Origin of the sequence: Candidatus Enterococcus courvalinii, from assembly GCF_017315945.1 — a bacterium.
Taxonomy (GTDB): domain Bacteria; phylum Bacillota; class Bacilli; order Lactobacillales; family Enterococcaceae; genus Enterococcus_B; species Enterococcus_B courvalinii.
Genome location: NZ_JAFLWI010000002.1, coordinates 314,871 through 332,814 on the forward strand (window position 1 = coordinate 314,871; position 17,944 = coordinate 332,814).

Below are 17,944 nucleotides of genomic sequence, written 5' to 3' on the forward strand. Positions count from 1 at the left end.
TACTTTTACAAACAAGTGAGGTGAGTGAGATGAAAAAACAAAAAAAGAACAGAAAAAAGACGGATATCTTCATGATAATCATTCTCTTTCTTGGTATTGGCTTATTTGCCTATCCATTTGTTAGTGATGCCATTAATAGTTATTTTGATCAACAATTAGTTCAGTATTATCAACAAAAAGCCAATAGCGAAAACGAAGAAGCAGTTGCCAAACTAAAAGAGAAGCAAGATAAACAAAATGCAGAGTTAGCCAAAGAAGGGAATAATCCAGGAGTATCCGCATTTAATGATGCAGTAAATAGTGAACAGCAAAAAAAAATAAAAAAAGAACAATCTTATTTAAAACAACATACCATTGCGACGTTAACAATTCCAAAAATCAAAGTTAGTTTGCCTATTTTTGATCAGACAAATGAATTATTTTTGCAAAATGGTGTTTCCTTACTTGAAGGAACGAGTATTCCTTCAGGTGGTCCAAATACCCATAGTGTACTGTCAACTCATCGAGGACTGCCAGAAGCCAAATTATTTACTGACTTACCTAAACTAAAAAAGAAAGATGTTTTCTATATTGACATCAATAATGAACGATTGGCTTATGAAGTTGATCAAATAAAAACAATCGAACCTACAGATACTCAAGATTTACTAATTCAAGATGGAGAAGATCTTATTACCTTGATGACGTGTACGCCTTATATGGTCAACACACATCGTTTACTCGTCCGTGGCCATAGGATCCCGTATACGCCAGATGCAGAGAAGGAAATCAAAGAAACAGTCAACTACAATCGAAACAAATTATTTATTTGGGTAGGTGGAATAGTTTTAGTTGTAATGCTTAGTATTTTCGTCTTCAGAAAGATAAAAAAGAAAAGAACACATTAACCAATAAAAAGCGTAAGCCAGATTCCTCATAGAGAAAGTTTGGTTTACGCTTTTATATTTTTTTATTGTAATTAGCCATTCGCGCTTTCTTGAAGAATTCCTGCAATAATATCCGATAAAAAAGTTTTCATTTCGTTTTCAACTGATTGTTGTAAATAAATATATGTTTGATCTAATACTTTTTGAATATTTCCACCGATCAAACAGTTTGGCGCAGTATTTTTATCCGAATGAAAAATAGCTGAGGCTTTTTCGACCGCTTTATAAATACTAGTTAATGAAATTTCTTCGGGTCGCATAATCAAAGAAGGGGAAGCCTCTCCTGTCTCAGTTTTAATTAGATTAGCTTTCTCAAATCACCCATGATTTTTCTAACAGTTACCGGATTTGTTTGCACACGCTTGATAAATCAGTACCTTGAAACCTTTAAATATAAGCTAAGATGTGGATAGCGTCACTAAGACGCACTGAATTTTTCATTCAATCACCTTTTCTTTTCGTTTGACATCTATCTATTTATTATATATCATTTTCCTGTAACTTAAAAATATACAGGTCGAGAAAATTAGCTAGAAAGGAAGATCATATGAAAAAAATGGGTTTATTTTTATTGGCGATTAGCATGGGCGCAGTTTTACTAGCTGCTTGTTCATCTCAAAATAAAGAAGACAATGCAAAAAATAGTTCGCGTAACTCAACAACAATGACAAAGGAGGACACAAAAATGTATACTGAAATGAAAGGGAACGACGTCACATATTACACTATGAATCCTGATGAAGTATTTGGTGCAACTGCAACAATTATCGAAAAAGATGGCAAAGGTCTATTAGTAGATACTCAATTTTCAAAAACAGATGCAGAAAAGATTTTAAAAGTGGCTAAGGACAAGAATATTGATATTCAAACAATTTATATTTCTTACAGTGACCCAGACTATTACTTTGGAGCAGACCAAATCAAAAAGCAATTTCCAAACGCGAAACTTTTAGCTACAGCTCCTAACATTGACAGAATCAAAGAGACTTACAAGGCGAAGCTTTCCACCTGGTCAGATACCTTAAAAGAAAATGCACCTGACGAAATCATCCTCCCAGAAGTGGTAACAGATTCAATTAACTTAGGTGGAACAGAATTCTCCATTTTTGGCAGCGATGTTAAGAAACAAACGCTTTACAACAAAGAAGATAGCTTACTTTTAGGCGGGATCCTTGTTTCTACAGGTGGGCATTTATTCATGGCAGACACGAAGACGATTGAAACTCAGGAACAATGGATCAAAGATCTCGATGAACTAACTTCCTTACAGCCTAAAGTAGTTATTCCAGGACATTTTGAACAAGGTAATGATTTTTCAGCCCAAAATATTGAATTTACCAAAGGTTATATTCAAAAATTTATTGAAGTAGAAAAAGATAGTCAAACGAGCTCAGAAATTATCGAAAACATGAAGAAAGCTTATCCAAACTTGCCAGATGGAAGTTTGGAGATGAGTGCTAAAGTTGTTACCGGAGAAATGGACTGGGAATAACTTTTTAAGCAACAAAATTGGATACATCAGGAAGTTTCTGATTGATGACAAAGATTAAAACAAAAACTCTTTGATAGAACAACTCTAAAGATAAAGACTCTTTTCGTTATCCTAAATGGATTCAATAGAACTGATTGTTTTAAACAAACGAAAAAATACCATCCAAACTTGGATGGTATTTTTTTACTCTTTTTTTATTGCTTCATGCTGTTCTTTTTTTAGATGCAGTGGAATTTCTTTTACTTTTAGAATATCTAAGAAGAAGGTAAATATCGGAATACCGACAATCAATCCCCAAACGCCAAACAAGCGTTCACTTACTAATAACACGATAAAGGTATAAAAAATCGGCAACTCTGTTTTACTAGACATCAATTTAGGATTCAATACATAAGACTCAATCAAGTGAACAATCAGGATTGTGACCAAAATATAAACCACATCTTTGATTCCGCCTTGTGAATAGGCAATAAACGATAGTGGAATACAAGAGATGATAACACCTGCTACTGGAATCAAACTCAAAATAAAAATCATGATTGCCAAGCTTGGTAATTGAGTGAATCCAAAGGCAGCTAAAGCGATAGTCGTGATGACAGTATTTAAGATAGCAATCACAAATTGCGCCTCTAAAACTAAACCAAACGTATTAACAAATTTATCTGCGAAATAATAAATATCTTGAAAGAACCAAGCAAATTCACTTTTCAAAAAGAGTCGAGAAAAAAGAACCGTTTTTTTCTTCTCAATCATAAAAAAGAAGCTCAAAATAAAGGACATTGCAAATGCTACAGCTAGTTTCCCAAGATCTTGTAGATAGCCAATAGCAATTGATGCACCATTTTGTAATTGTTCAAAAAAATCATTGCGTTCAATATAATTATGAACATACGTCAGTAGTGGATTATCATCTTTTGGCTGCTGTTCATAAAAATGAATGACTGAACCAACCATATCAAAAGTCTGATGGATCAAAACAGGGATATACTTCGTTAGTGCCAGATAAATCAAATAAACTACTATTGAATAAATGACTACTGTTAATGCAGCAGTAGGTATCTTAACAAAACGTTGAATAATCTGAACAAGATGGATCATTAAATAAGTAAAGATAAATGTGAGCAAAACTGTCGTAATCATTGCTCTGGATAAAAAGAGCAGTAAGATAACTGAAAGTAAAACAGTCAACCTACGAATTTTTTCATTTGCCAAAAACCGTTGGTAAAAAGACAATCACACAACCTCCTAAAAAATTATAATACGTAACAAACTCATTATAGAATGAACAAACTTAAAAAGAAAACTGTTAAAAGTAAGATTAGGTACTTTCTTATCAATTCCTTACTAACACCCTGAAAGAAAGGGTTTACATATATAAGAGTTGTGTCATACTACTAAAGAGAATATAAATATATGAACTAGAGGTGCAAATAAAATGGCTAAACTAACAGATTCCTTATCAATTTCTCCAGAAAGAGGAGTATCAATTGATATCGGACGCAAATTTTATTCATCAAGCTTTTTGAAAAATTTAGTTGATTACATGTCATCACTAAAAATGAACGCATTACAGCTTCATTTTTCGGACAACGAAGGCTTTCGAATCGAATGTGAAACTGTGCCAGAATTAACTTCGACTCACTTTTTGACAAAGGTAGAAATCAAAGAATTGATTGTTTATGCTAAAAAACTTGGGATTGAAATTATACCAGAGTTCGATAGTCCTGGACACTTGAAACGATTACTTAGGATCTATCCAGAATGGCAAATTGAACGTTTAGGGGAAGATTCAGACGTATTTCCTGCAAATCGAGCCATAGATATTACAAACGAACAAGCAATCAACAAAATAAAAGAAATCATCACAGAATATTTAGAACTATTTCATGATTCTCGTTATTTCCACTTAGGAGCAGACGAGTATATTAGTTTTGATGAATTAGACCGTTATCCTCAATTAGCGAGAAAAGCAAAAGAAATTTATCAAGATGCCAACAGAACTTATGATTTATTTATTGATTATATCAACGATCTAGCTGACTTAATTGAGTCAGCTGGTAAAACTGCCCGTATTTGGAATGATGGTGTCTACAAAAAGAACCAGAAAATGAAGAGCACACTGAAAAAAACGATCCAAATCACCTATTGGACAAATTACAATCAGCACATGGCTGATGTCCAAACCTTTTTTAAAGAAGGTCATCAAGTAGTGAATTTCAATGATAATTATTTTTATTTTGTGTTAGGGGAAGGGGCTGGCTACCGTTATCCTACTGAAGATAAAATAAAAAATGAGTGGAATCCAATGATTTTTTCTGGCAACCAACATATTACACAAGAACAGCTAGTTAAAGTGACTGGAACTTATTTTGCCATCTGGTGTGACTTTCCAAATGCTCTGACGGAAGAAGAGGTTATGGAAAAAATCAAAGAGCCTTTAAAGGCTCAACAAGCTGTTCTTGAGGATTACTCTTTGAGGTAATTTATTTGCCATCAACATAACACAGGATAAACAGATTCTTCAATTTTATTTATAATTTTTTCTTATAGAAACTATTAAAAATATCATCTTCACAAATGTAAAATATCATCATATAATTTTCATGAAAAGAAAATAAAGTATGAAAAGAGACGATTATATATGATGAAAACAAGTAGAAAAGTTGCGATCGTAGGTACTGGATTTGTCGGAACAAGTATAGCATATGCCATGATCAATCAAGGTATTACTAACGAATTAGTTTTGATTGATGTTAATCAAGAAAAGGCTGAAGGAGAAGCGCTTGATTTACTTGACGGTATGGCGTGGGGTGAAGAAAATATTGCCGTTAAATCTGGTGACTATACGGAATGCGCAGATGCAAATCTAGTAGTAATTACTGCAGGAATCAACCAGAAACCAGGACAGACACGTTTAGATTTAGTTCAAACGAATGCAAGTATCATGCGTGACATTGTGAGACAAATTATGGAGTCTGGATTTGACGGTGTTCTTGTAATTGCTTCAAATCCTGTTGATATTTTGACTTATATTGCTTGGCAAGCCTCAGGATTACCACACAATCGAGTTGTTGGTACTGGAACAACATTAGATACAACACGTTTTAGGAAAGAAATTGCATTAAAATTGGAGATTGATCCAAGAAGTGTTCATGGCTATGTCATGGGAGAACATGGAGATTCAGAAGTTGCTGCTTGGTCACATACAACGGTAGGCGGGAAACCCATTCTTGAAATCGTTGAAGCGGATCACAGATTAACTAAAGATGATCTAACGATTATTGCCGAAAAAGTTAAGAATGCTGCTTATGAAATCATTGATCGAAAAAAAGCGACCTACTATGGAATCGGGATGAGTACTACGCGAATTGTAAAAGCAATTTTGAATAATGAACAAGCAGTATTACCAATTTCAGCTTATTTGGCAGGACAATATGGACAAAAAGATATTTTTACTGGAGTACCAGCTATCGTAGATGAAAATGGCGTTCGTGAAATTGTTGAATTGGCTATCACTGATGAAGAACAACGATTGTTTAATCAGTCTGTATCTGAATTAAAAAAAGTATTAAGCACTGTCGAATAATTGTAAAAAAAAACTGCATGAAGGAAGAGCAATCGCTCTTCCTTTTTTCTTTTTTAGTTATGGTATTCTTTCAAGAGCCCTTTTTGTAGAAGTTCTTGTTTATCTTTAAGATTCAGTAGATTTTTTTGAAAGTCCTGTGCATACATAACTGAATATAGGGTGTTCAATACATAATCAAATGCAATTTGAGAAGAAAAAGTAGCAACCTTTGCAAAATCATACTCATCTTGAGAAACTACTAAACTCATTGTAGCTTTTTTAGCCATTTCAGAATGTTCGTTTCCTGTAATAAGTAAAGAAGGGGTCCCAACATGATTCAAGTAGGTGAGAATCCGTTCGTAATGGTGAATTCGACCACTATAGCTGATAAAAATTGCACAATCATTTTTCATCAAGTTAGCAGCATTCCATGAAGAATCACTGTACTCTTCGGCAAGGATCAAAAATTTATTCAGCTTGACTAACTTATTTTGAAACTTTCTTGCAGTAATCTGCGAATCTCCTTTTGCAAATAAAAACATTCTATTTGCTTGATTTAGCATTGTTGCTATCATATCTAATTCTTGTCCCTCGATTTGCAGCTGTGCTTTTTTTATTGTTTGAACAGTAAGATCTGCCATTTTCTTAGCAATCAATTGTGCATTATCCTCATGAGAAAATGGAAAATTTGGATCAATCACATGATTGAACTGAGCAACTAATCGATGAACTTCACGTCCTAATTCAAATCGAAATTCCTTAAATCCAGTGTAACCCATTTTTTTACATAAACGGATGATCGCTGAGTGAGATGTATATGTAGCTTTTGCCAGTTCCTCAATTGTTAAATAGACAGCTTCTTCAAGATTTAATCGTATATAATCTGCAATTCGTTTCTCTGTAGTAGTAAATGTTTCTTGTTCGGTTAATTTATCTTCAATCAACATGCTTCCAACCTCCTAACGTCTCTATCATCTTACTAACAAACGACAATGTTGGCTACTGATTATCATAAATTGGTACTTTTTTTCAAAAAAAGGTTAGTTTCTAGCTGAAATTAGGACATTTTTACCAAAATGCGTATCTGCTGAGACTTTGAACACAGTTTTCAGTATACTTGGCGTATCAACTATATAGGAGGATTATTTATGTTAACAATTGCTTATCTAGGAAATGGGAAGAGTACAAATCGTTATCATTTACCTTTTTCTAGAAAACTATCAGACAAAATCAGAATCAAAAAAATCTACTCACCAAGTGAACCCGTTTGGGAAACTTTTGATGATATCGAATATACCACAGAGCTAGATGAATTATGGAATGACCCCGAGATTCAGTTAGTCGTTATCACCACGCCTAGTCAATTTCATTATGAATATGGAAAACTTGCATTAGAACATGGCAAACATGTCTTAGTTGAAAAACCTTTTGCAGAAACTTCAAAAGAAGCAAAAGAGCTCTTTTCTCTGGCTAAAGAAAAAGGTCTATTTATTCAATGCTATCAGAATAGACGTTTTGATTCAGATTTTTTGACTGTACAAAAGGTGATTGAAAGCGGCAAGCTAGGAGATATTTTAGAAATTGAAATGCATTATGATTATTTCCGACCAGAAATCCCCGAAAATACTACTACTTTTTCTACAGCGAATAGCTATCTTTATGGGCATGCGTGCCACACGGTTGATCAGGTTCTATCTTACTTTGGTGAACCCGATAAGATTCATTATGATGTTCGTCAACTGTTAGGAAAAGGTCGGATGAATGATTATTTTGATTTAGATTTTTTCTACGGAACAATGAAAATCTCCGTAAAATCAAGTTATTTCAGAATCAAAGAACGTCCTAGCTTTACTGTTTATGGGAAGAAAGGAATGTTTGTCAAGCAAACGAAGGATCGTCAAGAAGAACATTTGAAAATGTTCTATATGCCAGACAACACCGATTTTGGGATAGATTTGCCGGAACATTATGGTGTTTTAACCTACATGGATGACAATAATATTTATCATGAAGAAAAAGTTGTCTCTGAGGTAGGTGATTATAGCCGTGTATATGCTGGCATCTATGAAATATTAATCAATGATGCCGAAAAAATTGTTAAAGATGAAGAAACCATCTTACAAATGCAGATTTTAGAAGAAGGTATTCGTTCTATTCAAGAGAACGAAGAGAAAGAATAACAGCTATATCTCAAAATGAAGATGAGAGAGATCCTTTTTGACAGTCCATTTATTCTTAGGTAAGATAAATAAGAGAACATGAGAATTTTCTGGAGGGACAAAACGATGACTAATTATGATGGAGAAAAAGGAAAACGACTAAGAGGATCAATGGCACCAAAAACAGATGATGAAGTAGCTTTAGCTGGTACTAATTCTGGCGAAACAGAAAACAAACAAGAAGCATTATCTGGAACTAACTCTGGAGAAGAAAAAACAGTTGCATTATCTGGATCAAATGCTGTTGAAGATGACATAAAAGAAGAACCAAATAAACTTGAAGAAGTAGTTGAAGAAGTCATAGCCGACGTAAAAGAAAAATTTGAAGAATTGACATCTAAAGATAATCATTCCAAATAAACAAAAAAAGACAAGGCACTCGTTTTTTAGTCCTTGTCTTTTTTTGTTTTATACTGTTAAATGTGATTTCTTTCTCGTTTTGCTAAATAAGGCATAACAAAACCTAAACCAATCAAAACAACGATACCAATAATATTGATGATTAATTCATGCCAAAAAAGTGATGAACCAAAAGCGGCATCCTGTGGTAAAACACCAAAAAGCGTGGCAATCATAGTTACAGCAAAACACCAGACGCCGACAGAAACAGCCAATCGATCATTTTTGATAAACACGTAATCTGATTGGTATTTTTGACTATTTAAACGGATTTTAATAAATGCAAAGAAGATCCAACAAGTCACACCTGGAGAAATAATCCCGTTCAAATTTAATAACCAGTTAAAAATATCATTCATTTCTGGTAAGAAAACACCAAGTAATAGAATGAAGGCACTTAATGCAGTTGTTAAAATATAGCCATTAATTGGTAGTCCGTCTCCATTTAATTTCGTTAATTTTTTAGGCATGAATTCTTTCCCAGTATCTGAGATAAGCATTCTTGTCATGGCATCAAGCAAAACAGCCAGAAGAGCACACATATAGATAATTTGTGTGACCGCAAAAACATACATCAAACTATTTCCTATGTGGAAAAATTCACCCAAACGTTGAAAAGCATAATAAGAACCATTCATCTTCAGATTATTAGGTAGATGGTGCGCATCAAAGAATACACCCAGCGAAAAGGAACCAAAAACGGTCAAGAAAATAGTCATAACGGTTAACATAATCATTGCTTTAGGAAATTCTCTCTTTGGTTTACGCATTCGAGTAACAAAAGGTGCAACCAATTCAGCTCCATTAATTGCATAAATCAGTAATCCAATTGTTGTTAAATAATGCAAATCGAATTTGGGTAAAATCGTTTTAACATTCATTGGTTGTGTCTCAATATGTCCATTTGGCATAAAAAGCGAAGTGAAAGTCATAATAACGAATAAAATCGTCATCACAAACATAGCACCACCACCAATTGTACTTAGAACTTCTAAAGACTTCTTGAAATGTCTCTGCAAAAAAATAAATGTCAAAAAAATAACGAATGTCAATAAAGCAAATAATGAATTTGACATTGTATCTTCCATTGAATCATTTCCATTGATTAACCAACCAAAACCAACTACCACAGCATTTGCTGTATCAACAACGTAGGGGATTGAAGCAGCCCAATACGTCCAGGCTGTAAAATAACCCAACTTATCACCACTAGTGCCACGAACCCATGAACTTAAGCCGCCGCCTTCACGATTAAAAACAGAACCTAGTTGGCCGACCATTAATGAATAGGGAATGACGTATAACGCTAACAAAATAATCCATGAAGTAATAACGCCCATGCCTTGATTAGCAAAATTATAAATAATATCATCAAATCCAATAACCGTAACAAAAGACATCAATGCTAACACGGGCCACGAAATAAAATTTTTCTTTTCTTCCATATATACATAACCTCCAGCAAGTATTATAATCTTATTTTTCTGAAAATAATATGAAAGACAATCTGTGTTTCACTTAAAATATAGCGAAAGAACACAAAGAGAACTAAAAATTTAAATCAATCGGTTTGAAAGTAACAAGCTCCAGTAAATATTGGTAAGGTTAATCTCTAAAAAGCTTTTAGATGAAACCAAAAGTTTTTTAGCATTAGATAAAGCAGCAATCTACATAATCAGGTTAAACATGTAAAAAGTAAATTTCTTTATAGGAACGAGATCACAACACAAATAAAAAATAGTTTTTTAGTATTTATGTAAATAGTAAGTATAAACCAGAAATAATACATAAAACGCATGCAAAATAATTTTTTAATATTGTATCAGCAATAATCTGCTAAAATCGATACCAAAATAGCAAATAGTTAATTAAGAGAGTGGCTCACATTCTTATAATCTACTTTGTATAATATATATTATGTAAACTAAAATAAATTTAAAAATAAATTCTCTCCATTATACGTCTCCTTCCTCCTAACTAAGTCATTTTTAGCATCAATTGTTGTCCTTTACTTTTTTATACGCAAAATACAACAAAATTTATGTTTTAGTAACGATTATTCATAAATATTGGTAAAAATGTTTTAGGTTTAACTTGAAACTAAATAATTATATCTAAATTTGAATCTTTATCGAATTTTTGCGCAATAAAACAATCCTTCAGAGGAATCTTAGGTTGATGATTCCTCTGAAGGATCTAATAAAATTTGATCATTTTTAAAAAGCAGCTGTCAATTGATGAAAAAATTGCGTGATTACAGGCAAGAAATAAATCACGCCCGCAGCTCCAAGTACCAGAAATAGCTGCTTTCTTTGCTTTTTACGTTTCAGCATACTTGTTGTTTTATGGAAAAAATATAAGATGCTTTTTGCTAACGCTGTGACTGTCGATAAAACTAAAGTTGGTGAATAAGCTGTTTGCTTTTCTGAAGTAATAGCTAGTAGTTTTGTCCCATAAGTTGGGTATTTGATAAATGCTTGATATAGCGCAACTAAAACAATCGCGCCCATTAGATAATTTAGTAATGAATGAACTTTTCGCAAAAATGGTACCTCTTATCTCTTTATTATTATTTTATTAATATTTTTTGTTTTTTAAATTTTTAATTTTCGGAATAAACAAACCTTCTTTGATCATGGCTCTTCTTCTGTCTTTACTTTGTTCATCCATGGAAATTCAAAGCCAATTGTTAAGTCCTCTTTCAATACCAGAACTGCATCGAAATTGCCTTTTTTGCCAGTAAATCCTTTAATTACTTTACTGGTCTTTCTTTTCGATAAAAGTTCACGAAGATTCGTCTTAGTTAGTTTCTTTTTAGCGACTATTGGCCATAATTTGAAGTCACATTCTGGATTGAGACAAGTTGCTACTTTAGGATACAACATCACAATTCCATTTTGACACTTCGGACAACGACCTAATTGATCATTTTTCTTCTCCAACGCCTTGATTTGACGTGTACCAGTAACTTCCTTTGATAAATCAACTTGCTGGATTTGTTGAGGAACCGATTCTAGCAAATGTAAAATGAATTTTTTGATATTTTCCAAAAATACTTCAGGAGTCCCTTGATTCTCTCCAATTTTTCGTAAATACCCTTCCCAGCGCGCAGTCATCTCTGCGCTAGTCAAAAGTGGCTCGCTTGCGACAGCTTTACATAGCGTTACACCTTTTGACGTAACAAATAATTCATTTTTCTTCACTTCAATATAGTGACGTTGTTTTAAATTTTCGATAATATTCGCACGCGTTGCCTCCGTTCCGATTCCTTCGACTTCTTTTAATATTTCTTGTGCTTCATTATCGTCCAACGTTTTGCCTGCTGTTTTCATAGCTGTAATCAGCGTTCCTTCATTGTATGGTTTGGGTGGTTGTGTTTCTTTTTCGAGACTCTTTAGCTCTACTTCAACAAGCTCACCTTCTTGAATCACTGGCAATTTTTGCAGATCTTTTTTCTTTTTCTTTCCAGTGTTCAAAATCGCTTGCCAACCTTGTTGGATAGGTACTTTACCAATACTTTTTAGCTTCAATTCATTTACAGCTGTCAAAACAGTTGTTTCTTCATAAATATAGTTACGTGCAAACATTGCAATCGTCGTTTGTAAGACTTGCAAATAGACTGCTTGCTGAAGACGTGAAAGTTTACTAAAACGCTCTTTTGTTGGAATCGTTTTAGTAGGAATAATGGCGTGATGTTCCTGTACTTTACTAGCATCAACGTAACGTTTCTTTGGAAATAGTTCAGGTGTTTCAATGGTTTCAGCGCCAAGAAATCCTTTATATTTATCCAATCGTTGAACTAGGTAGTGATGTTCGTTGTCTGTGATATAGGGCGAATCCGTTCTGGGATAGCTTAAAAACTTACTTTCATATAGCCCTTGAACTGCTTCTAACGTTGCTTTTGCGCTAGCTTTCATCATCTGATTCATTTTCGATTGCAAACTGGAAAGCGAAAACAAACGTGGGCTACGAAGTTGCTTTTCTTTTTTTATTACTTGGTTGATTTGTCCTTCTTGAACACCTATATGCGCACCTAAATTTTGTAATTCTGCTGTCAATGCTTCTGACGTTTTGAAAGATCTTTTTGGTTCCATTTTCCCGATGAATTGTCCATTTTGATGTCGAATCTCTCCTTCACCTTCGAAGTAGGGTTCCTTTTTGAAATGCTTGATTTCTTCTTGTAATTTAAAGATCATATATAACGTAGGTGTCTGTACTCTTCCTAATGAAAAGCTACCATCGATTCCTTTATTTTGAAGTAATAGACTGTATAAGGGACTACCGTTCATCCCAATTAGCCAATCAGCATTTTGCCTTGCTTTTGCTTCTTTATACTTTGGAAAATAGTATTCACCTGGCCTTAAATTTTTAAAGCCGTCATAGATTGCTTCTTTTTCTAATGAATTAATCCATAGGCGAAGATATTTTTTTTCTTTGGAAAATGCTTTTGCTTGGCGAATGATTGACCAGGCGATTGCTTCTCCCTCCCGATCTCCATCGGTAGCAACAATAATAGTATCTGCAGATTGTAATTCCTTTTTGACAATTGCAAACTGCGCTTTTTTATCCGTAGGAACTTCATACTGGAAAGTCTCAGGAAAAATCGGTAAATTTTCTAATGACCATCTCGCCCAACGTTGCTCATATGCGCCTGGTGGAACCATGTCAACTAGATGGCCAAATCCATAAGTAATCGTTACTTCACCTGTAAATAACGGATCATTGATTTCATAATAACCATCCCGTTTTTTTCGTTGTTGAAAAGCTTCAGCATACGCTTTTGCTTGCGATGGCTTTTCTGCTAAAATAACTGTTTTCATAGCTTCTCCTCCGTTATTCAAGCCATTTGCGACTTACCTATTATGAAACAAATTTTTGAATCTGACAACCAAAAAAAGCCTTATCTTATCAAGAGTCTGATAAGGTAAGGCGAAAATACGTTTGTAATTGAATGAAAAAGAAAATTTAGCCACTTAGGCCATAAATTCAACAAATCTTCGATCCCAAATTTTTTCATAAAAAGCAATTGTCTCTTGCGCGCTCATAAATGGATTGTCGTAAGTCGTTGTTAAAGAAGGTAGCATCTTCACTTGATAGCCTAGATGATGCGCAACTTTGATTGATGTATCGACACAATATTCTGTTTGTGCACCACAGATTTCGAGTGTCTGAACATGTAACGCTATCAATAACTCTTGTAACGTTGTTTCGAAAAAAGCATCCGCATGCGTTTTTTCTACATAGCGTGCTTCACTTGGTTGAATAATTTCCGGAAGGATCTCCCAAACCGTTGTTCCTGAAATCAGCTCTTTATCACAATGCTGAACAAAGATGATTTGTTTTTGTTGTTCTTTATATAAAAGTATGCGTTCATTCACTCGTTTTGTTAGGAATCCTAATCCAAAAATTTCAGTTTGATCGTAACATACACCATTTTGTAAATCGATAACGACTAGCGCGTCACAGAGTTGTGTTTCCATATAACCACCCTTCCCTTTGTTTTATATATTATAACCGATTTAGTCCAACGTCTGCAGCTGGTAATACGTATTCAAACAATGAGAAATCTTGATTATTATGCACGCGAATTTCTAACGGGTTTAACCGTAACAAAGGCGCTAGTTGTCGTTCGAGCATGATTGGCGAATGAGTACTAGTACTTCCAATATTCAATAAATCAATACACACATCTGGTGACAAATGAGAAGCAAGCTTAGGTATGTCTTGATTTAAGAAATAATCGACCAAAACAATGTCTCCTTGGAATGCATGAATCATGTCTTGGTTTTTCGCTAGTTCTACATAAACAAACTTCAGCTTGTTCTTCAAACTACTTGTCTGGATGTTTCGATAAAGTTGTTTGGCAATATACTTTCCAGGTGAATGCTTACGGGTCACCAAAAAAACTGTTTTTTTATTTGACATAGCTATCCCCTCTCTTTTTCAACACTATAAATCCATTTTCAGAAAAATTACATTTATTTTCACCGAATAAGTCCTATTTTTACTTATTATTAATAATTGGGAGGAGTTCCTCCTGAGTAGATCCATAAAATTGATTTAAGCTAACTTTAGGATAACTATGTTAAAATTAATCAGAATGAAAAATGAGGTGAATCAATGATAAAGTTACTCATTGTTGAGGATGAAAAAGTTTTATCTGACAACATCAAAGAAATTATTAATGATCTTGGAGAAGTCGTCCAAGTTTATAATGGTAGTGAAGGGCTATTTGAATTAGAAAGTGGTATTTATGATTTAGTTATTCTTGATCTGATGATGCCTGAAATGAATGGATACGAAGTTTTAGCACAAGCAAGAAAGGCAAATATTCACACACCTGTCTTGATCTTAACCGCAAAAGATGGCCTAGAGGATAAAATCGAAGGATTTGAAAAAGGCGCCGATGACTACTTAACTAAGCCTTTCTATCGTGAAGAATTAATTATGCGTGTCAAAGCATTGTTAAAGCGTTCTTTGGGACTTTTCAATGAACATTCATTAGAGTACAAAGGTGTTATTTGTGATTTGAATCGTAATGAGGTCTCTTTTGAAGACAAAATTTTACCAATTCAAGGAAAAGAATTTGAAGTCTTAACCTACTTTTTACAAAACAAGGGAATTATTTTAACAAAAGAACAGATTTTTGATCGGATTTGGGGATTTGATTCCGATACGACGCTAACTGTCGTTGAAGTTTATATGAGTAATTTGCGAAAACATCTGCGTGAAACAACCCTTGCAAAAGATATCAAGACACTCCGAAACGTTGGCTATATTTTACAGGAAGTGTGACAAAATGAAAAAAACAAAAGACAAATTTCCTAACAAGCAAAAAATTCGTTTCTTTTTAACGAACGTTACAGCTTTTGCTACTATTTTTGTTTTATTGGGCTTCATTACACTTCAACTACTAAATCAATCCGCGTACAGAGAAACTGATCTAAATCTAAAACAAATCGACTCAACCTCTCGAGCCATTCAATTAGAAGTCTCTCGTTATGAACAAGGAAATCCTTTTTTGGAAAATTTTCCCGGTGGACAGCCCTTAAGCGAACCCGATAACAATCGTTTCAATACCCAAGTGATTCTATGGTCTGCTTCTGGTGAAATTTTGAATAAAGCTGCTATTGGTGGTCGTTTAAATCAAATTCAAGGGTTGAAGTTAGATACAAAAAATTTAGATGTTATTCAAAGTATCGACTTATCTGAGTCAGAGAACAATCATTCCTTGGCGTTTCGCTCCATCACACGCAAGGCCGAAGCAAATCAAAACGAAATTGCTTATATTCAGGTATTAGCAAATACGAACCAGATTAAAGATTCTCTAGCTACTTTCCAAACGATTATGATTATTTGTATGATTATCTTTTGGTTGATTTCAATTGGTATCAGTTATTATCTATCCAACTTAAGTATGCGCCCTATTCTAGCTTCGTGGAAACAGCAAAAGGAATTTGTTGAAAATGCGTCTCATGAGTTTCGCACGCCCTTGTCTATTATCCAAAATAGTTTAGAACATTTATTTACAAAGCCAAATCACACTGTTATCGAAGAGTCAGAAAGTATCGCTCAAGCATTAACAGAAACTCGACGACTTACTGGATTGACCACTGATTTATTAATGATTGCGCGAAATGATTCGAATCAACGTCTCTTATCGAAAACGGCTATAGATACCCAGTCGTTCATCACCCGATTAGTCAAACCATTTCAAGAAATGGCCGAAATGGATGGCAAACACTTTTTGATTACGAATGTAGCCACAGCTACTGTCTTAATTGATGAAAAAAAAATCCATCAGGTATTAGTTATTCTGCTTGATAATGCGTTGAAATATACCAGTCCAGGTGATTCTATTTTGATTGAATCACAAATAACCAACAAAGAATGGCAAATTGACGTTAAGAATACTGGACCAAGTATTTCCTCTGATGAAAAAGCGAGAATCTTTGAACGTTTTTATCGTGAAGATCGTTCTCGCTCAAAAGAAACTGGTGGCTATGGGCTAGGTCTGGCAATCGCCAAGCAAATCATTGAGCAACATAAAGGGAAAATTTACGTAAAGGATTATGAACCACTAGGTGTCATTTTTACTGTTGAATTGCCTCTAAAATAAAAAAGTCCTGATAGAATCAATTGAATTGATTCTGTCAGGACTTTTTATTTAGGCATTTTTTTCAGAACCCCTCTCCCTCTACTAACACTTTCTTATTTCTGACTTTTGTTTTAGGATAAGAGAAAGAATCAGTTATGATCCTCAATTTGTCAGGTCTCGTTAGTGACTTTGGAATCTAGGATCGTTTTATCTAGGGCTGAAAGGAGAACAATTATGGATAGTAAGACTAGAAAACAAATACAAGAAAAGTTGAAACAACGATTGCAATTGTTACCACCTATTTTCGAGCAATTCTTACTTGAAAATCGAGGACATTTATCTTTAAGTAGCCGTTACGAATATGCGAAAGATTTCCATTTATTTACGGACTTCCTCCACAAATCTTATCCAAATCAGGAAATGAATGATGAATTTATCTTACAATTAGAAAAACAAGATTACCTGAACTTTTTAGCTAGTATTTATCGCCATACACGCTCTTTCCAGACAGCAGCTGAGCAGCCTATCGAGCAGACATTTAGGAATAATTATCATGGTGTTTCTCGAAAGCAATACGCACTTAATCATTTTTTGAAGTTTTTATTTCAAAATGGGCAACTAAAAAAAGAGATTTCGTTATTAGGAACTAGTACTCCGGAAACTACTACACCCGCACCGCGTTATGTCCCTGCAGAGTCGTTACTTGATTTTGAAACACTATTCATTCCGCCTGCAGGATTTGACACAAGTCGAGAAGCTAGCTTTGAGAAGAAAAACCGACCACGTAATCTAGCAATCCTTGCACTATTGCTTTATTGTGGGCTCAAAATCCATGAAATTGTTGAATTGAAGAGAAAAGATCTCCTGTTAGAAAAGCAATTAATCCAGCTACATCGAAAAGAAAACCGATTGAATCAAGTACCACTTCCCAATGAAGCATGCAGCTTTCTAACAACGTATCTCACGCTACATGAATTAGCTGCGGAAGATTTTGTGTTTCAATCATCACATGACGAACAAATCTCTCCTCGGACGATTCGGCAAATTTTAAGTAAAGTAACTGTTTACCAGAATCTTTCACCAGAATTGTGTCGAAAAACTTTTCGTTATTATACTGAACAGTATTTAGATGATCTTGACACAGTCAATTATTTATGTGGCAATCGCTACCTTAATCCACATGACTTCCACGAAGTCTATCAAAGTATGTTAGGCTTTTCCTATTATCAATTTGGCTAAGATACG

17 protein-coding genes are annotated in these 17,944 nt (G+C 34.2%); 9 read left to right on the forward strand and 8 right to left on the reverse strand.

The genetic code is table 11. The features are described 5' to 3' along the window. Window positions 1–29 precede the first annotated feature (29 nt). Window positions 30–887, forward strand: a complete 858-nt coding sequence (locus JZO71_RS02255) for a class C sortase (protein WP_206897975.1) — start codon at window positions 30–32, stop codon at window positions 885–887. 71 nt (window positions 888–958) lie between these two features. On the opposite strand, the gene JZO71_RS12430 is transcribed toward JZO71_RS02255, so the two are convergent. Beyond that, entirely contained in the window at window positions 959–1,186 is a 228-nt protein-coding gene (locus JZO71_RS12430; protein ID WP_242590358.1) for an Rrf2 family transcriptional regulator, read from the reverse strand. A 287-nt stretch (window positions 1,187–1,473) separates the two neighbouring features. Here JZO71_RS12430 and JZO71_RS02265 point away from each other — a divergent pair, with 287 nt between their 5' ends. Next, window positions 1,474–2,418, forward strand: a complete 945-nt coding sequence (locus tag JZO71_RS02265) for an MBL fold metallo-hydrolase (protein ID WP_206897976.1) — start codon at window positions 1,474–1,476, stop codon at window positions 2,416–2,418. 183 nt (window positions 2,419–2,601) lie between these two features. On the opposite strand, the gene JZO71_RS02270 is transcribed toward JZO71_RS02265, so the two are convergent. Beyond that, complete coding sequence (locus JZO71_RS02270) at window positions 2,602–3,651, reverse strand: AI-2E family transporter (RefSeq protein WP_206897977.1); 1,050 nt, start codon at window positions 3,649–3,651, stop codon at window positions 2,602–2,604. A 202-nt stretch (window positions 3,652–3,853) separates the two neighbouring features. Between JZO71_RS02270 and JZO71_RS02275 the strand changes: the two genes are divergently transcribed. Further along, window positions 3,854–4,900 carry a beta-N-acetylhexosaminidase gene (locus JZO71_RS02275; protein WP_206897978.1) on the forward strand — a complete coding sequence of 349 codons (1,047 nt, stop codon included), beginning with the start codon at window positions 3,854–3,856 and terminating at the stop codon, window positions 4,898–4,900. A gap of 159 nt (window positions 4,901–5,059) precedes the next feature. Then, a complete protein-coding gene (locus tag JZO71_RS02280; protein ID WP_206897979.1) occupies window positions 5,060–6,004 on the forward strand; it encodes an L-lactate dehydrogenase in 945 nt (314 codons plus the stop codon). A 53-nt stretch (window positions 6,005–6,057) separates the two neighbouring features. Here the strand turns inward: JZO71_RS02280 and JZO71_RS02285 are convergent, their stop codons facing one another. Next, window positions 6,058–6,930: a MurR/RpiR family transcriptional regulator gene (locus JZO71_RS02285; RefSeq protein ID WP_206897980.1), complete on the reverse strand. Its 873-nt coding sequence runs from the start codon at window positions 6,928–6,930 to the stop codon at window positions 6,058–6,060. A 201-nt stretch (window positions 6,931–7,131) separates the two neighbouring features. Between JZO71_RS02285 and JZO71_RS02290 the strand changes: the two genes are divergently transcribed. Further along, window positions 7,132–8,163, forward strand: a complete 1,032-nt coding sequence (locus JZO71_RS02290) for a Gfo/Idh/MocA family oxidoreductase (RefSeq protein ID WP_206897981.1) — start codon at window positions 7,132–7,134, stop codon at window positions 8,161–8,163. Window positions 8,164–8,268: 105 nt separating this feature from the next. After that, complete coding sequence (locus JZO71_RS02295) at window positions 8,269–8,562, forward strand: rRNA processing protein (protein ID WP_206897982.1); 294 nt, start codon at window positions 8,269–8,271, stop codon at window positions 8,560–8,562. Window positions 8,563–8,618: 56 nt separating this feature from the next. Here JZO71_RS02295 and JZO71_RS02300 read toward each other — a convergent pair whose 3' ends face one another. From JZO71_RS02300 to JZO71_RS02320, 5 genes are all read right to left on the reverse strand, one after another. Then, a complete protein-coding gene (locus tag JZO71_RS02300; RefSeq protein ID WP_206897983.1) occupies window positions 8,619–10,046 on the reverse strand; it encodes an APC family permease in 1,428 nt (475 codons plus the stop codon). Between the two features lie 771 nt (window positions 10,047–10,817). Further along, a complete protein-coding gene (locus tag JZO71_RS02305; protein ID WP_206898067.1) occupies window positions 10,818–11,111 on the reverse strand; it encodes a hypothetical protein in 294 nt (97 codons plus the stop codon). Between the two features lie 123 nt (window positions 11,112–11,234). Then, a complete protein-coding gene (locus JZO71_RS02310; RefSeq protein ID WP_206897984.1) occupies window positions 11,235–13,421 on the reverse strand; it encodes a type IA DNA topoisomerase in 2,187 nt (728 codons plus the stop codon). A gap of 153 nt (window positions 13,422–13,574) precedes the next feature. After that, entirely contained in the window at window positions 13,575–14,081 is a 507-nt protein-coding gene (locus JZO71_RS02315) for a cysteine hydrolase family protein (protein WP_206897985.1), read from the reverse strand. Between the two features lie 28 nt (window positions 14,082–14,109). Further along, window positions 14,110–14,526, reverse strand: a complete 417-nt coding sequence (locus JZO71_RS02320; RefSeq protein WP_206897986.1) for a hypothetical protein — start codon at window positions 14,524–14,526, stop codon at window positions 14,110–14,112. A 195-nt stretch (window positions 14,527–14,721) separates the two neighbouring features. Here JZO71_RS02320 and JZO71_RS02325 point away from each other — a divergent pair, with 195 nt between their 5' ends. The 3 genes from JZO71_RS02325 to JZO71_RS02335 all read left to right on the forward strand — a co-directional run bounded on the left by JZO71_RS02325 (window position 14,722) and on the right by JZO71_RS02335 (window position 17,938). Next, a complete protein-coding gene (locus JZO71_RS02325) occupies window positions 14,722–15,396 on the forward strand; it encodes a response regulator transcription factor (RefSeq protein ID WP_206897987.1) in 675 nt (224 codons plus the stop codon). Window positions 15,397–15,400: 4 nt separating this feature from the next. Beyond that, window positions 15,401–16,720, forward strand: a complete 1,320-nt coding sequence (locus tag JZO71_RS02330; protein ID WP_206897988.1) for a sensor histidine kinase — start codon at window positions 15,401–15,403, stop codon at window positions 16,718–16,720. A gap of 213 nt (window positions 16,721–16,933) precedes the next feature. After that, window positions 16,934–17,938 carry a tyrosine-type recombinase/integrase gene (locus JZO71_RS02335; protein WP_206897989.1) on the forward strand — a complete coding sequence of 335 codons (1,005 nt, stop codon included), beginning with the start codon at window positions 16,934–16,936 and terminating at the stop codon, window positions 17,936–17,938. The last annotated feature ends 6 nt before the right edge of the window (window positions 17,939–17,944 follow it).

Coding starts and splice junctions, on each gene's coding strand:
- JZO71_RS02320 (WP_206897986.1), bottom strand. CDS start 14,526: ATGTCAAATAAAAAAACAGTTTTTTTGGTGACCCGTAAGCATTCACCT.
- JZO71_RS02300 (WP_206897983.1), bottom strand. CDS start 10,046: ATGGAAGAAAAGAAAAATTTTATTTCGTGGCCCGTGTTAGCATTGATG.
- JZO71_RS02290 (WP_206897981.1), top strand. CDS start 7,132: ATGTTAACAATTGCTTATCTAGGAAATGGGAAGAGTACAAATCGTTAT.
- JZO71_RS12430 (WP_242590358.1), bottom strand. CDS start 1,186: ATGCGACCCGAAGAAATTTCATTAACTAGTATTTATAAAGCGGTCGAA.
- JZO71_RS02325 (WP_206897987.1), top strand. CDS start 14,722: ATGATAAAGTTACTCATTGTTGAGGATGAAAAAGTTTTATCTGACAAC.
- JZO71_RS02305 (WP_206898067.1), bottom strand. CDS start 11,111: ATGGGCGCGATTGTTTTAGTTGCGCTATATCAAGCATTTATCAAATAC.
- JZO71_RS02295 (WP_206897982.1), top strand. CDS start 8,269: ATGACTAATTATGATGGAGAAAAAGGAAAACGACTAAGAGGATCAATG.
- JZO71_RS02330 (WP_206897988.1), top strand. CDS start 15,401: ATGAAAAAAACAAAAGACAAATTTCCTAACAAGCAAAAAATTCGTTTC.
- JZO71_RS02310 (WP_206897984.1), bottom strand. CDS start 13,421: ATGAAAACAGTTATTTTAGCAGAAAAGCCATCGCAAGCAAAAGCGTAT.
- JZO71_RS02275 (WP_206897978.1), top strand. CDS start 3,854: ATGGCTAAACTAACAGATTCCTTATCAATTTCTCCAGAAAGAGGAGTA.
- JZO71_RS02255 (WP_206897975.1), top strand. CDS start 30: ATGAAAAAACAAAAAAAGAACAGAAAAAAGACGGATATCTTCATGATA.
- JZO71_RS02265 (WP_206897976.1), top strand. CDS start 1,474: ATGAAAAAAATGGGTTTATTTTTATTGGCGATTAGCATGGGCGCAGTT.
- JZO71_RS02315 (WP_206897985.1), bottom strand. CDS start 14,081: ATGGAAACACAACTCTGTGACGCGCTAGTCGTTATCGATTTACAAAAT.
- JZO71_RS02285 (WP_206897980.1), bottom strand. CDS start 6,930: ATGTTGATTGAAGATAAATTAACCGAACAAGAAACATTTACTACTACA.
- JZO71_RS02280 (WP_206897979.1), top strand. CDS start 5,060: ATGATGAAAACAAGTAGAAAAGTTGCGATCGTAGGTACTGGATTTGTC.
- JZO71_RS02335 (WP_206897989.1), top strand. CDS start 16,934: ATGGATAGTAAGACTAGAAAACAAATACAAGAAAAGTTGAAACAACGA.